Below are 14,548 nucleotides of genomic sequence, written 5' to 3'. Positions count from 1 at the left end.
TATCCTTATTTTATTGCCCAGCTTTTGATGAAAAGTTTGCAGCATGATGAGATTAAAACAGCGTCTTAGCGAAATTTTCTGCATTTTTTCTCGACGCACACTCTATACAAAGTGGGTGGTTTTGCTGATATGTATTGCTGCGACTATCTCATTGATGCAGGCTGGGATTTTCTTCCTTTTGGATTATATGCCTTCTGTGCAAATAGCTCTAGCCAAGGTCAACGAGCAGAAATATTATTGGGAAAATCAATTAGTTCATATTGATTTGAAGGACAGTCAGCAGTCACAACGACTGTTCCACAATATGCAGTCCCATTTTCTCGATACACAAGATCCTGCGGTGCTATGGATGTTACGTCAGAAGAATGATGACATCGCCGAAGCGGTCAGGCTGATAGAGTCAGAACAAGCCAACTTTTCTCAATTGGCCACACTAAATCTTCGCGCAGCGGTGCAGTTACGCGGAGCAGACCGTTTAGCCTCGGCCTATAAAAACCTTGAACAGGCCCTGCATAAAGATATCGAAATCAAACGAGCCGTATTAACGTTGCTGGAATCGGTCAGTCTGGTGTTTGTGCTGAGCTGTATTTTGCTGTTGGTGCTAAGTACCAGAAAGGTCCTGGTTGAAAGGCTGGATAGACTTCTGGCCTTTATCTACGCCAAAAATAGTGAAAACAGTGAACTGGATGTGGATGATGAGTTTGCTTTGCTGGAGCATCGGGTTTCAGAGTTATCCGCCAAAATGGAAAGCTTTGAGACGGAAGTCGCCTGGGCACACCGAACCAGTGAGCACATTCGTGTATTAACCCGTGCCCAAAGTTTTTTATTACGCTTTATTGAAACCGTATCTGAAGATGTATTGAGTGAAAAAACATTACTTAAGATGCTGTATTCACTGGAGCGAACCATGGGCTTTACCAACACCGCTCTTATTTATACTGACGATGCCGCAGTCATTTCTACCGAACAAGTGATTTATTCACATCACGAGCCTAACCCGATATCAGACAAAGTATTTGATGAACTGATCATGTCGGGCACGGCCTCATTTCTGTCGCTTAATGCCGAATCAGAAGAAGTGGAGTGTTTGGGACTCAGTTTTTCGGGGAGTCGCAATGAGGTCGGTGTGCTGGTGGTAGAAATGCAAAAAGGTCGCTTTCTTGAAGATGCTGAAATTAAAGTGCTGGAAATCACGGCGAAATTACTCAGTATGGTCACTAAGTTTCAGAGTCATGATGAAGAAGGGCGACGTCTGGCGATCCTCGAAGAGCGTGCGGCGATTGCCCGTGAGTTGCATGATTCACTGGCTCAGTCATTGTCATTTATGAAAATACAGATGGCCAGACTGCAATCCAATGTGATTGATGATAAGCAGCGAGAAGTGACCACCGAACTCAGGGAAGGCTTAGATAATGCCTATCGTGAGCTAAGAGAGTTGTTAACCACGTTCCGGGTTCACATGGACTTACGCGGACTGGGGTATGCCATTCAGGCCACTATTGATGAATTTTCACAGCGCTCCAGTCTCGCTATTACTTTAGATAATCGCTTGGTGAATTGCCGGCTAACGGTCAATGAAGAGTTTCATATTCTGCATGTTGTGCGCGAAGCCTTATCGAATATCGTCCGCCATTCTGGCGCCAAGCATGTGTCAATTTTGATGTTAGTGAATAACAAGGGGGAATTAGAGTTAACCATCGATGACGATGGGGTGGGGATGAGCAAACTATCTTCCACCTATGATCATCACGGGCAGGCAATCATGAAAGAACGAGCTAAGACTCTAGGTGGAGACATTGATGTCATGGCCAGACGTTACGGAGGGACACGGGTACGCCTGAAGTTTGTACCCAAACTGACCGAATAACTCGTCATAAAATTAAGAGAGAGAAATGAACACTATAATAAGAATATTAATTATCGATGATCACCCCTTATTCAGAAAGGGAGTAGGTCAGATTATTTCCGATGAACCTAACTTCGAGGTGGTGGGGGAAGCGGCATCCGGGCTGGAGGGTATTGAACTGGCTCAACAGTTAAACCCGGACTTAGTGTTGCTGGACTTAAATATGAAGGGCATTGATGGCCTGGAAACACTGAGAAGGCTGAAACAAATGGATTTGAAATCACGTTATGTGGTGCTCACTGTGTCAGATGCTGAAGAAGATTTACTGGAAGCCTTAAAATCAGGGGCGGATGGTTATCTGCTCAAGGACATGGAGCCGGAAGATTTACGTTCCAATCTGGTGAAGGCAGCTTTAGGTGTGACGGTATTACAGGATAGCCTGACAGAAGTACTCAAAAAAGCGCTGATCGAGCCGGATACCAGAACGACCGCATCAGATGTGAGTCTGACTGACAGAGAAACAGAAATTCTGGATTGTCTGGCTGAGGGGATGAACAATAAAAATATTGCCAGAAAGCTGGGGATAAGCGACACCACCGTGAAAGTGCATATTAAAAACATCCTACGCAAACTCAATTTAACGAGTCGACTTGAAGCGGCTGTCTGGCGTCATCAGAATAGATAAAAAAATCGGTAGGCGATAAGCCTACCGATTCTTGAGCCTTTTAAAACGCTTTGGTTTAGAGTGGTTTGCGTTGACCCACAAAGAAACCAACACCTCTGGTCGGTGTGGTGAAGGTAATGGTTTCGCCATTGCCAAAATACAATACGTCACCCACTTTGGCGTGGACTTGTTTGCCTGATTCGTCGCTGATAATAAATTCACCTTCAGCCACATACTTCATTTCTTCATAATCGTAGGTATAAACCAGCGGTTTATCACTTTTATTTAAATGAAAGAAGCCAGCACAAATAGTTTTATCTTTGCTGTCTGAAATCACTGTATCGCCAAATGTGGCGTTTACACCGTCAACACCCATTGATGGTTGTGGGTCTTTTACAGCTTGTTGAATATATTTCATATCTTGTCTCCAAATAGTTTTGTGTAAAAACACACAAGCTATTAAATCGACATGACTGCACGGCAACAATTATTAAGAAGGCTTAATCAAAAAGAAGTACAGGTCCTGTGAATAAGCGATAAACACTGGCTTTAAGATAGTAAAGCAACAAGCATTTGAAGAAATACAGGTTTTTTCAACGCAATATTATTTAGCGTGTATGGCTACGGAGTAACGGCCTTAAGTCTAAGCCATTACATAGACTAGATGAGATCAGTGAGAATCTGGGCGGGCTGATTAATGTTGTCATCTAACGGTGAAAACACCTAAAAACCACGTATTTATAGGCATGTACCACTTAAGTGTTAATTTCTAGGAAGAATAGACGGATAAAAAGGCAGGGAATAGATTCCTCTGTATGTGACTGAATTAACAGGCACATTTACTATGAGGACTGAAAACCATGTCGTTTGATATAACTACACAGTTTGCAGAGCAGGTGTCGCTGGCATCTCTTGTGCAAAACCTTGTTTACGCCTCTGGCACCGTTGGGGCAATTTTTGTCGTAATAGGACTGCTCTTAATTGATGCAGGCGGTGTTAGGAGGCGTAATGCATTTAATGCAACTATAGAAAAATTAGTCGGTTTTTTTATCGGCTTTACCACCTATTTTGTAATCGGCTTTGCATTCTGGGCTGCCCAGTACTATGTGATGGTCGATTACACATTAACCGATAGTATTAAGGATTGGTGGGCAGGTGGCATTTTAGCTAATGAGCTTGCTCAAAATGTGGATCCGGCAGTTTTTCCGGGCCTGAATAACTTCCAGATCTTTATTTTCTTCCTGGCGTGTTTTGCCGGGATTATCAATGTCTTATTACACTTCGCGGTGTCTGAAAGAATGAAGTCATCGGCGTATTACATTACGTCATGTGTCGCGACTTTAGTGTCTTCTGTATTGAGCTGGTGGACATGGGGCTCTGTCGGCCCACTCACCAATATGGGATTTCATGACTTCTTTGGTGTGGGCTTTGTGTATCTTTTCCCTGCCGGTATGGCCATGGTATTTGTGAATAAACTAGGTGCCAGACCCGGTATGTTCTCTGCGCATTCAAAAGTAGAAGAGTATCGTGTTCCCAGTCTCGCTTTAGTGACGGTGGGTGTATTTAGTGTGTTTGGCAGCTTGCCGATGGTTATCCTGTCTTGCCTGTTTTTCTTTGATCCGGGCGCTCATGCGGTCAGTGTCACTATGGCTGATACCAGTGTTGGTTTAGCGTTTAACAACTACGCGGCAGCCTGGGCTGGCGGGACATTAATGGGCGCTATCCTGGCTTACTCAAAACGTAAATACAGTTATTTACTGTTAGGCCCATTTGCCGGTTATGTGTCGGGCGCATCGGGTTTTGATGTCTATATTCCCTGGCAGATGTTCCTGGTGGCTTTTGGTTCACCGCTGGTGGCTTATGTTATCTATGAATTCCTGCAAAGACGGGAGATCGATGAGCATAAATTATTGCCATTATTTGCTGGTGTCGGTTCCTACGGTCTGATTATGACTGGCTTACTGCATATCGGTACGCCACGTGGTGGTTATGTCGGCATCACTGAAGGTGCCTATGCTTTCCAACACGGTGAAATCGGTGTGCTGATGCAAGTCGTCGGGATTGTGGTGTGTTTGGGTACCGGTATTGTGACCGCGTTTATCCTGTCATTTATTCTGGAAAGAACGATAGGTATGCGTATTACCGATGAAGAACAGGCGATTGGTCTGGATAAAGTCCATTGGGGCCTGGATTCAGATGTGTCACCTGAGGTAGAAGCAAAATAAGGGGTTTCTTTCTCTAGCTCGTTAGAGCGTTTAGTGGCTTATTCTTATGGTAAGCCACTTTTTTATTGTTATGAATAAAGCCTACTCTTTTTCTGTATTAATCACCCATTGCCGTTCACCTGTCGGACAGCAACGTGGTTCATCCGGTTTATGCATGGTGGTGGTGAGTGTAATCTGTCCTGGCGTAATCACGACATTACGTGGATTACCACCAAACACATTATCAATACTGCGATAATATCTGAGCTGACCATTTTCATAACGGAATAAGGCGACATCAAGGAAATCACTATTACCGCCACTGGGATAGAGAATCCAGGCGAGCGCGTCATCCATACCATCCCCAGTAAAGTCACCATAAAATACTTGTACGGGTTCGTAGACATTATGACCATGCTGTTCATGTGCCCAGGCGATAATGGCAGAGTCGGAACGAGATTGGATATTGTCATTAGCAGCGTCTTCAGCATATACCACTGACATCAGCGATACTGTAATGAAATAAAAAAGAAGGTTGTGTTTTAGCATGGCCAGCTCCCTTCTCAAGATAGGGGGGTGCTCATCTCATCTTTGGTTTTGATGATATCGCTCACTAAGGCTGTGGCAGATTCCAGAGTCAGACCGCCTGCAAGAATATAAGGCTCACTGTTACCCTCGGCTCTTATTTCCACACAATAATCGCGTTCTGCCTGTCGATGTCCCCAGTGTCGGCCTAACATCGAAGAAACGGGGACGCCATTGGGTCCAGGCATAATAGGATCTTCTGCTACAACCAAGCCGTTATGAATGACCTTAATTTCTGCGATAGAGGCTAGTGGCAGGCTAAAGTCATTACCTTCGATACCTTGTTTGGAAACGGATACCCGTGCTGGTTTTCGGTAACGTGCTCCGGGTAAAACAAAGCTACAGCCGACGCCGATAAAGATCAGCGACAGAATATAAAACCATACGGATGAAATCAGAATAAAGCTGAACAGGAAAAACACACCCACAGCAAATAGAAAAATGGCTGGCGTACGTGTCGCTCTGGCAGGCTGAACATCAAACAGATAGCCACCAGTTGCTGGATATTCTCGGCGGGTAAAGACGGATACGGATGGATTGCCCCAGGTTTGCAGAACGTTCTTTAAGTGCCAGCGCCAGATTGGAATGGCGAGCGTGGCACCTGCCAGTATTAACACAAAGAGTTTGCCGAAATATCTGCCGAATATTTCAAACACAAAAAAGAGGGCGACGCCAACGGTGTTGAATAAAAGAAAAATGATCACAAGCCATAGCAAAAGACGTTGCCAGAGGGGGCGATCTTTACTCATCAACTTATCGATAAATTCACTCATGAGCTAGCTACCTATAACGAGTCTGATGGATTATTTAAAAACGCTGATAGAGCCGTCTTGTTTGAATATCAACACCGCAGGCAAAATGAATTCTCCCGTTTGGACTTTGTTTTTAAGCACATCGGCTTCGGCCCAATCCGCGGTGATTTCACGGTTAACAATCACTTTTACTGGAATTTGCATGCCTGGTTTGAAGCCATCGTCGGTATCAGGCAAACCTTCAACATCTTCATAGCGTTGCGTGCCATAACAGAAATGACCTTCATTAGTGGAGTATTTCAATGCTTTTTCGGTCATGGTGTAGATGTATTCTGAGCCCGAATTCGTTTTTGATTTCCGTTCCTCCATATCCAGAAGGCCATCATCTACCATTGGTTGGAGCCAATCGCGTGGCTTAGGTCGTGCTACATAAGGGAACTGTTTGAGTTCTTTAAAACACAGATTGGTATCGAACTTAGTGGCTAAAGCTTCATCAATCTGGCTTTTCTGACCATCGCCGCATGCGCTTAATAATAGAGATGAACTGAGAACGACAAAACCTACCAAATTCCTTGTATTCATTAGAGATTCCCCCTCAAAAAACTCTAAAGATGATTAATGTCAGTTGGGTGTTGCGTTAGAACGTCCTTTTTGTGCGATAAAAAGACTGAATCAAGCTTAGTCAGTGTTTGTGTGTGAATGAATATTTAACGGATTTTTTTAGTTTAATCAATACTTTGTTTGTTGTTGGTGTTGATTCTAAGATGGATAGACACTTTGTTGAATATGGCGTTTATCTGAGGTGTCATGTCGAGGGTTTGAATGCGACGTTTCTGTGATTCAATATGCTTTATCAGCGCTATATAGAGCCACGGCAGAAGCTGACTCTATAAGCTATGTTCCGACATTATGGAAACAATATTTGTGGCTGATCGGCATGCCATTGTTCGTATTTTGTCATCACACTGGCAAACAACTCACTTTGTAGGAAGTGATTTAACCAGTCTCTGACGAGAGGATAAGGTGCTGTGTTAAACCAGTCTTTATCAACTAAAGCAAACTGACGAACGAAGGGCAGCAGCGCGATATCTGCCATCGTCCATTTTTCACTCAGCAGGCAACCATTTTCTTCTAATAACGATTCCAGATTTTGTAAGGTTTTTTCACCTTGCTCACGGTAATAGCTTTCTGGATGTTCTGGGTAACGGTCAGCATATTTATAGCGATCAAGGTAGTACTTAAAGTCACCATCATTATTGGCAATCAGTTCATCGCATTGGATTTGTTGACGGCGATCGAGCGTTTGATACCAGTTTAATGGATCGCGTTTATCCAGTGCCCAACGCATGATATCAATACTTTCATCAATCACTCTGCCAGTTTCAGTTTGTAAAACAGGTACGGTCGCTTTGGGGGAAACAGCCACTAATTCTGCGGGTTTATCTTTTAATACCACTTCACGAAGTTCGGTTTTTATTCCGCTGGCGGCTAGTGCAAGCCGGGCCCTCATAGCGTAAGGACAACGGCGAAAGCTATATAAAGTGGGATACTTCATGAACAGATTATTTCCAGCTTGAACAAAAACTCAGTATAGACAATCAGCGGTGATAAATGTAAATTAGCAAATGCTAATATTGATGTTGAGATTACCATGGAACATTCATTTACTAGATGGATCGTCTTTTTCATACTGCTTTTTCCTGTGAGTTTTACTGTTCAGGCGGAAGCGCCACCCCACGCCGAGGCGGTGTTCAAAAACTACGCTCAGCAATGGACTTTTGATGGCAGTATTGAAGCCGTTAATCAGGCGACTGTCTCTTCTCGCGTTTCAGCGCAAGTGGCTGAGATCTTTTATGACGTAAATGACCGGGTGGAAAAAGGTGCGCTGATTTTACGGTTTAATGATGAAGAAATTAAAACCCGTCTATGGCAGGCAGAAGCGAATCTGCTGGCCGAACAGGCGCAGTTAAAAGAAGTTCAGGCCAGATATACTGAAGCCGCTGCTGAAGCCAAACGCATTAATGATTTGTACCAACGTAAACAAGTGACCCGTTCCGCTTTAGATAAAGCGGAAGCCGATAAAGCGGCGACGGCAGCTCGGGTCAATGTATTAAATGCCCAAATAAAAGCGCGGCAAGCGGAAGTCGAGCAGGCTAAAGTTGAGCTCTCCTATACCGAAGTGCGAGCACCTTATGCGGGTGTGATGACCAAGCGCTGGATTGAAGTTGGCGAGATGGCAACACCTGGACAGGCATTGATGTCCGGTTTATCACTGGATGATTTACGCGTGGTGTTTACCGTGCCACAGAAACAGTTAACTGAAGTGATGGCGGCCAAGCTGGATGTGCTTTTACCTACAGGCGAACACTTAACACACCTTGATAAAACCTTAATTCCAGCTGCTGATACGCAGACTCACAGTTTTCATATCCGTTTGGATTTACCACAAAATCTCAATGAGATTTTCCCTGGCATGACGACAAAAGTCACCGCTTATGGCAGTGAGCAGCCGGTGTTGGTGATTCCAAAACAGGCGCTGTTAAAACGGGCTGAAGTGGATGGGGTTTATGTGCTCGCGCAGCAACGGGTTGTATTCCGACAACTCAGAGTTGGGACGGAATACGATGATGGCTGGGTTGAAGTCTTATCCGGTATCGATGCCGGAGAACAAGTGATTACTCAGCCAGATAGGGCTTTATTGTATTTGCAGCAACAACATGACTGATATTAAGCCAACATTGGGAATATCCGGCCGTATTGCCGCGTTATTTCAGGACAATGCACTGACGCCGTTAATGGCATTGCTGGCTTTATTGCTGGGGTTGTTTGCATTGATGGTGACGCCGCGTGAAGAAGAACCGCAGATTGATGTCACCATGGCAGATATTTTCATTGCTTACCCTGGTGCGTCAGCCAAGGAAGTGGAGAGTTTGATAGCGACACCGGCGGAGCAGGTGGTGAGTGAAATTTCTGGTCTGAAACATGTGTATTCAGTATCGAAGCCAGAGTTGGCTATCATCACTGCCCAGTTTGAAGTCGGTGAGAATCGTACCGATGCGATTGTACGTTTGTACAATAAAATATATTCCAATCTGGATTGGCTGCCTAAAAACTTAGGTGTGTCACAACCTATTATTAAACCCAAAGGCATTGATGATGTGCCTATTCTGACGCTGACCTTATGGCGTCAGGGCCAGCAGGATTCAAATCAGTTGAAACAGTTGGCACAGTCCTTGGAAGTGGAACTGAAGCGGGTTGATGGAACACGGGATATTTATACTGTTGGCGGCGCTGATACCGTAGTGAATATCACCTTAGATCCAGAGGCAATGGCGGCTTATCACATTGATAGTCATCGTTTAAGTCAGGCATTGTCAGCCGCTAACCAATCTGCTGAAGCTGGGACGACAGTACAGAATAATCAAATGACTAGTGTTCAAGCGGGTCAGTTTATTGTTTCCGCTGACACGCTGAAGTCATTAATTGTCGGTGTATTTAATGACCAACCGGTGTATTTAACTGATGTGGCTGATATTGCTCTTGGTCCAGAGCAACCCCGTCAGTATGTGTGGTTTGGAACCGGACCTGCTGCTTCAGACAAACAGATTAGAGCTCAGGGTGAATATGATGCCGTCACCATCGCCATTGCCAAACAGCCTGGAACCAATGCCGCCGATATTGCCGATGCCGTTCTGCAGCAGGTAACAGCATTAAAAGGTGTGATGATTGCCGATGATGTGCAGGTGACCGTCACGCGTAATTATGGTGAAACGGCGGATCAAAAAGCCGATACGCTGATCCATAAACTTATTTTTGTCACGGTGGCTGTGGTTTTATTGGTGTTATTTGCACTGGGCTGGCGAGAGGCCATTATCGTTGGCGTAGCGGTGGTGATTACCTTATTACTGATGTTATTTGCTTCGTGGGCATGGGGTTTTACTTTAAATCGGGTGTCGTTATTCGCCTTAATTTTTTCTATTGGCATTTTGGTGGATGATGCGATTGTGGTGGTGGAGAATATTCATCGTCATATTCAACAAGGAAAATTAACCTTAAAACAAGCGATTCCCATCGCTGTCGATGAGGTAGGCCAGCCAACCATATTGGCGACTTTAGCCGTGATTGCCGCCTTATTACCCATGGCCTTTGTCAGCGGTTTGATGGGCCCGTATATGAGCCCGATTCCGATTAATGCCAGTATGGGCATGCTGCTGTCATTAATGGTGGCCTATATCGTGACACCATGGATGGTGTTGAAGATGCTTTCACATTCTCGTTCGGCCAACCATGAGAAAGTCGCTGAGTCCCAATATAACGCCGTTTTTCAGCGTATTTTGAGCCCCTTTCTATTACATGAAAATGCTGCCCGCCGCCGAAAATTACTGTGGGGTGGACTTATTATGCTGGTCGTTGTGTCTGTTGGTCTGGCAGCAGTGAAACTGGTTATTCTGAAAATGCTGCCGTTTGATAATAAGTCTGAAGTACAGATTGTGATTGATATGCCTGAAGGCTCGCCATTAGAAAAAACAGCAGCAGTCACCCGTGCGTTGACAGATTATCTGTCGACCGTTGCCGATGTGACCGATTATCAGGCCTATGTCGGCACAGCTTCGCCGATTAATTTTAATGGTCTGGTGCGTCAGTATTATTTGCGTGAGGCCTGGCATCAGGCAGATATTCAAATCAACCTCAGAGATAAACATCAGCGTGATGAACATAGCCATGCCTTAGCACTAAAGCTAAGAGAACCACTGACAGCGATTGCTAAGAAATGGGATGCGCGTATCAAGGTCGTTGAAGTGCCGGCGGGGCCACCTGTGTTATCACCCATTGTGGCGGAGTTGTATGGCTTGAATGAACAACAGCGACAAAATCAGGCATCACAACTTGTTAAGGTGTTCGAGCAAACCGATGGCATTGTCGATATTGATAGCAGCATTGAGGCGAAAGCCGACAGACAGATCATTAATGTAGATAGAAATAAAGCGAGCTTATTTGGCCTGAGTCAGCAACAGATTGTTGAAGCTATTCAGTTAGCGCTGACTGGTGAGGACGTAGGGTATCTGCACGATGATAATGTGAAATATGCAATACCATTGCGGTTGCAATGGTCAATCGAGGATAAAGCGAATCTTGATGCCGTATTGAATATGAAGCTCATCAATCAACAAGGTGAGCTGATTCGTTTATCTGATGTCGTCAATGTGGTGGATGGTGAACATCAGCAAACGCTTTACCACAAGGACTTACAAGCCGTGACTTACGTCACAGCGGATATGGCTGGCAAGGTCGATAGTCCATTATATGGAATGTTTTCGGTGTATCAGCAATTAGAGAATATGCCGATTCAGCAATATTTGGTTTCAGTGCCAAGTCTGGCGCTACAAGATTCACTGAAATGGGATGGGGAATGGCAAATTACCTATGAAACGTTTCGTGATATGGGGTTAGCTTATGCCGTGGGCATTATTCTGATTTATCTGCTGATTGTGGCGCAGTTTCGATCTTATTTATTACCGTTGATTATTATGGTGCCGATTCCGCTGACCGTGATTGGCGTCATGCCTGGGCATGCTTTATTAGGCGCACCTTTTACAGCAACATCGATGATTGGCATGATTGCAATGGCGGGGATTATCGTGCGTAACTCTATTTTGTTAGTCGACTTTATTCGTCATGCGATGGCTGAAGGCATGACGGCTGAGAAGGCAGTGATTGCCGCTGCTGCAACCCGTGCCAAGCCCATTATTCTGACTGCGCTGGCTGCGATGGTAGGGGCGGTCTTTATTCTCGATGACCCCATATTTAATGGCTTGGCTATTGCCTTGTTATTCGGAATTCTGGTGTCGACCTTATTAACCTTATTGGTCATTCCGTTGCTGTATTACAGCTATATCAAGACTCGATAAGGGTCATAGCGCCTGTGAGCTCACCTTCGCGTAAACGTTCGGCCTGGCGTTTTAAGGTGTGGCGAATAAGGACATTGCGATCCATTTCATCCATATGAGTGAAGGCCATACGTAATAAATAAGGTGTTTCAGCCGGTGCTTGTTCGATTTTGTCACAGCCAATCACCGTCGCCAGAGTATGAATGGTGCTGGCTGATGGCACTAACTGCATAAACAGTTCAACATAATCTCTTGGTGGAATAGGGGTGGCCACTAATAAGGCGACGCCACCCCCACTTAAGTTAACGTCTGTCAGTTTGTCAGGATTGATCGGATTGTTATGACGCTCGATTCGCTGCGCTATCAGATTTACTTTGTCATCCAATAATCGTAGGGCACGTGCCATTTCACGATCATGCTGGCTGATTTGGTCCAGTAAATGTGAAAACACGTTTTGCATTGTGCGTAATTGTGCCCGTTCAGAATCACCATCATTATCTGATGATTGTGAAATACGTTTTGCGACTTCACCAACGTGTGTTTTTTCTACTGGTTTGAACTCAATCACCACCGAGTCATTGATTCGAAAAAATTCACGTCTGTCTGAACCTGAATGTTGCATCACTCTCTACCGTTATCCTTGAAAACCTAATGCCACTTAATCGGCTTGAATATAGGATTCTTTATATCATGTTCCGATTAAGTTGCCAGCATTAAAGGTTTTCGGAGGCATAATCAGCCAGTCTTGAACGTTCACCTCTGAGTAACGTAATGTGACCACTGTGCTGCCAATATTTAAAGTGATCAACCACATAAGTCAGACCTGAAGTCGTCTCACTCAAGTACGGCGTGTCAATTTGAGCGATGTTACCTAGGCAGACAATTTTAGTGCCTGGGCCTGCACGGGTAATTAAGGTCTTCATCTGTTTTGAGGTTAAGTTTTGCGCTTCATCAATAATTAAAAAGCGGTTCAGGAATGTGCGGCCGCGCATAAAGTTTAATGAACGGATTTTGATCCAGCGCTGTAATAGATCGTTGGTAGCCTGACGACCCCATTCACCCCCTTCTGTTTTATTTAATACCTCAAGGTTATCCATTAATGCGCCCATCCAAGGCGTCATTTTCTCTTCTTCGGTACCCGGTAAGAAACCAATGTCTTCACCGACAGGCACGGTAACTCGTGTCATGATGATTTCACTGTAACGTTTGTGTTCGACAGTTTGTGTTAATGCTGCTGCCAATGTCAGTAATGTTTTACCGGTACCAGCCTGACCCAGTAAGCTGACGAAATCAACGTCAGGATCCATTAATAAATTCAGTGCGAAATTTTGTTCGCGATTGCGTGCTGTAATTCCCCAGATGGCATGATTATCTTTACGGTAATCGTTGATAAGCTGAATATCAGCACTGGTTTCAGTGACCGAGCGCACTACCGCTTCAATATTGTGATCTTCACCGGGCGAGTAAATGAGCTGATTGGGATACCAGTCTTTAACCACATCGCCTTCAACTTCATAAAAGGTCTGACCATCAGCCGTCCACGATTCCAGACGATTTAAGTCATCCCAAAAGTCCGCATTCAGTTCGCTTGCACCGCGATAGAGCAGATCCACATCATCCAGGACTTTATCGTTGTAGTAGTCTTCGGCACAGATACCTAAAACGGTGGCTTTGATGCGTAAGTTAATGTCTTTTGAAACGAGAATAATCGTGTGATCTTTAATCGCTGCCTGTAATGCAATTGCCACACTTAAAATGGCGTTGTCACCTTGATGACTCGGCAGCTCTTTGGGTAACTCCTGCTCCATTTGTGTGGTCTGGAAAAACAGGCGACCACTGGCATTAGGCATATCGCCGCTATTCACGCTGGGCAGAGGTATGCCTTTGCTAATGGCTTCATTATCTTCAGCCTGTAACAATAAATCATCGAGGAACCGGCTAACTTGACGGACATTGCGGGACACTTCAGATAAGCCTTTTTTACCGCGGTCAAGTTCTTCTAATACCACCATCGGTAAATAGATATCATGCTCATCAAAACGGAATAAAGCCGTTGGGTCATGCATTAACACGTTGGTGTCCAGAATAAACAGACGTTTACCTTCGGCGGGACGTTTGATCATTGGTTCGAGATCCTCTTTGGTTAGTTGGAGACCTGAGGTTGATTATGGTGCAAGAAATCATTACTGCAAAGAGTGAGCAACGATTATTTTCCCAATGCTATTCATATCAACCGCAAGCCACTCCACAACTGCTTAATTAGTGTTAATATGAAAAGCCTTCCCCGAATGATTTATCTTCGAACGTTTCGCCATTATTCTGCTTTTCTAGGTCGGTATTCCTTTTGGCTTGATCCCATTATCTCGTTGATTAATAAGCAATCGATATTGTTTTTATCCGATATGACTGAATTGCTGAGCCCATAATGATTGACCGCTTTTCTCTGACTTAAAGACGGTTTTCTCCTCCCGAAATAACGGCAAAATTTTTCTGTTTTCCCAGCAAGCTGATATCAAAAACGGAGGCTTTTGCGATATCACTACATCACCGCATTAGGAGTCAGTCACAATTATCACTAGGACATCTTGTTCTGTCTTACCAGCAAGATT

12 protein-coding genes are annotated in these 14,548 nt (G+C 44.6%); 5 read left to right on the top strand and 7 right to left on the bottom strand.

Annotation, left to right across the window (positions count from 1 at the left end):
* Positions 1-43 precede the first annotated feature (43 nt).
* Together MAMP_RS13880 and narL are read left to right on the top strand one after the other, a co-directional pair.
* On the top strand, positions 44-1,867 hold the full coding sequence (locus MAMP_RS13880; RefSeq protein ID WP_007146722.1) for a histidine kinase: 1,824 nt from the start codon (positions 44-46) through the stop codon (positions 1,865-1,867).
* Between the two features lie 25 nt (positions 1,868-1,892).
* Positions 1,893-2,531 (top strand): two-component system response regulator NarL, encoded by a 639-nt coding sequence (gene narL / locus MAMP_RS13875; protein WP_007146721.1) that lies wholly within the window; start codon positions 1,893-1,895, stop codon positions 2,529-2,531.
* A 55-nt stretch (positions 2,532-2,586) separates the two neighbouring features.
* Here narL and MAMP_RS13870 read toward each other — a convergent pair whose 3' ends face one another.
* A complete protein-coding gene (locus MAMP_RS13870) occupies positions 2,587-2,928 on the bottom strand; it encodes a cupin domain-containing protein (protein WP_007146720.1) in 342 nt (113 codons plus the stop codon).
* Positions 2,929-3,370: 442 nt separating this feature from the next.
* On the opposite strand from MAMP_RS13870, the gene MAMP_RS13865 reads away from it, so the two are divergent.
* A complete protein-coding gene (locus MAMP_RS13865) occupies positions 3,371-4,735 on the top strand; it encodes an ammonium transporter (protein WP_007146719.1) in 1,365 nt (454 codons plus the stop codon).
* Between the two features lie 81 nt (positions 4,736-4,816).
* On the opposite strand, the gene MAMP_RS13860 is transcribed toward MAMP_RS13865, so the two are convergent.
* From MAMP_RS13860 to MAMP_RS13845, 4 genes are all read right to left on the bottom strand, one after another.
* On the bottom strand, positions 4,817-5,263 hold the full coding sequence (locus MAMP_RS13860) for a hypothetical protein (protein WP_007146718.1): 447 nt from the start codon (positions 5,261-5,263) through the stop codon (positions 4,817-4,819).
* A 14-nt stretch (positions 5,264-5,277) separates the two neighbouring features.
* On the bottom strand, positions 5,278-6,072 hold the full coding sequence (locus MAMP_RS13855) for a hypothetical protein (protein ID WP_007146717.1): 795 nt from the start codon (positions 6,070-6,072) through the stop codon (positions 5,278-5,280).
* 30 nt (positions 6,073-6,102) lie between these two features.
* Entirely contained in the window at positions 6,103-6,633 is a 531-nt protein-coding gene (locus MAMP_RS13850) for a hypothetical protein (RefSeq protein ID WP_007146716.1), read from the bottom strand.
* 325 nt (positions 6,634-6,958) lie between these two features.
* Positions 6,959-7,606, bottom strand: coding sequence for a glutathione S-transferase (locus tag MAMP_RS13845; protein WP_007146714.1), 648 nt, complete (start codon positions 7,604-7,606; stop codon positions 6,959-6,961).
* Positions 7,607-7,702: 96 nt separating this feature from the next.
* Here MAMP_RS13845 and MAMP_RS13840 point away from each other — a divergent pair, with 96 nt between their 5' ends.
* Together MAMP_RS13840 and MAMP_RS13835 are read left to right on the top strand one after the other, a co-directional pair.
* Positions 7,703-8,776: an efflux RND transporter periplasmic adaptor subunit gene (locus tag MAMP_RS13840; RefSeq protein ID WP_007146713.1), complete on the top strand. Its 1,074-nt coding sequence runs from the start codon at positions 7,703-7,705 to the stop codon at positions 8,774-8,776.
* Entirely contained in the window at positions 8,769-11,960 is a 3,192-nt protein-coding gene (locus MAMP_RS13835) for an efflux RND transporter permease subunit (protein ID WP_007146712.1), read from the top strand. Before MAMP_RS13840 ends, MAMP_RS13835 begins: the two co-directional genes overlap by 8 nt.
* Here the strand turns inward: MAMP_RS13835 and MAMP_RS13830 are convergent.
* Complete coding sequence (locus MAMP_RS13830) at positions 11,947-12,561, bottom strand: PilZ domain-containing protein (RefSeq protein WP_040576617.1); 615 nt, start codon at positions 12,559-12,561, stop codon at positions 11,947-11,949. The two genes, MAMP_RS13835 and MAMP_RS13830, sit on opposite strands and share 14 nt — an antisense overlap.
* Before the next feature lie 91 nt (positions 12,562-12,652).
* The gene (locus MAMP_RS13825) at positions 12,653-14,062 is read right to left on the bottom strand and encodes a PhoH family protein (protein ID WP_007146710.1); all 1,410 of its coding nucleotides are present in this window, start codon (positions 14,060-14,062) and stop codon (positions 12,653-12,655) included.
* Positions 14,063-14,548: the final 486 nt, after the last annotated feature.

Origin of the sequence: Methylophaga thalassica MP (assembly GCF_000214595.1) — a bacterium.
GTDB lineage: Bacteria > Pseudomonadota > Gammaproteobacteria > Nitrosococcales > Methylophagaceae > Methylophaga > Methylophaga thalassica.
The sequence above is the reverse complement of the archived record's forward strand: the minus strand, read 5'-3'. Positions and strand labels throughout refer to the sequence as shown.

What these genes read in the sequence shown, in the direction of transcription:
- MAMP_RS13845 (WP_007146714.1), bottom strand. Translation starts at nt 7,606, where the DNA reads ATGAAGTATCCCACTTTATATAGCTTTCGCCGTTGTCCTTACGCTATG.
- MAMP_RS13835 (WP_007146712.1), top strand. Translation starts at nt 8,769, where the DNA reads ATGACTGATATTAAGCCAACATTGGGAATATCCGGCCGTATTGCCGCG.
- MAMP_RS13830 (WP_040576617.1), bottom strand. Translation starts at nt 12,561, where the DNA reads ATGCAACATTCAGGTTCAGACAGACGTGAATTTTTTCGAATCAATGAC.
- MAMP_RS13865 (WP_007146719.1), top strand. Translation starts at nt 3,371, where the DNA reads ATGTCGTTTGATATAACTACACAGTTTGCAGAGCAGGTGTCGCTGGCA.
- MAMP_RS13850 (WP_007146716.1), bottom strand. Translation starts at nt 6,633, where the DNA reads ATGAATACAAGGAATTTGGTAGGTTTTGTCGTTCTCAGTTCATCTCTA.
- MAMP_RS13860 (WP_007146718.1), bottom strand. Translation starts at nt 5,263, where the DNA reads ATGCTAAAACACAACCTTCTTTTTTATTTCATTACAGTATCGCTGATG.
- MAMP_RS13870 (WP_007146720.1), bottom strand. Translation starts at nt 2,928, where the DNA reads ATGAAATATATTCAACAAGCTGTAAAAGACCCACAACCATCAATGGGT.
- MAMP_RS13825 (WP_007146710.1), bottom strand. Translation starts at nt 14,062, where the DNA reads ATGATCAAACGTCCCGCCGAAGGTAAACGTCTGTTTATTCTGGACACC.
- MAMP_RS13840 (WP_007146713.1), top strand. Translation starts at nt 7,703, where the DNA reads ATGGAACATTCATTTACTAGATGGATCGTCTTTTTCATACTGCTTTTT.
- MAMP_RS13855 (WP_007146717.1), bottom strand. Translation starts at nt 6,072, where the DNA reads ATGAGTGAATTTATCGATAAGTTGATGAGTAAAGATCGCCCCCTCTGG.
- MAMP_RS13880 (WP_007146722.1), top strand. Translation starts at nt 44, where the DNA reads ATGATGAGATTAAAACAGCGTCTTAGCGAAATTTTCTGCATTTTTTCT.
- narL (WP_007146721.1), top strand. Translation starts at nt 1,893, where the DNA reads ATGAACACTATAATAAGAATATTAATTATCGATGATCACCCCTTATTC.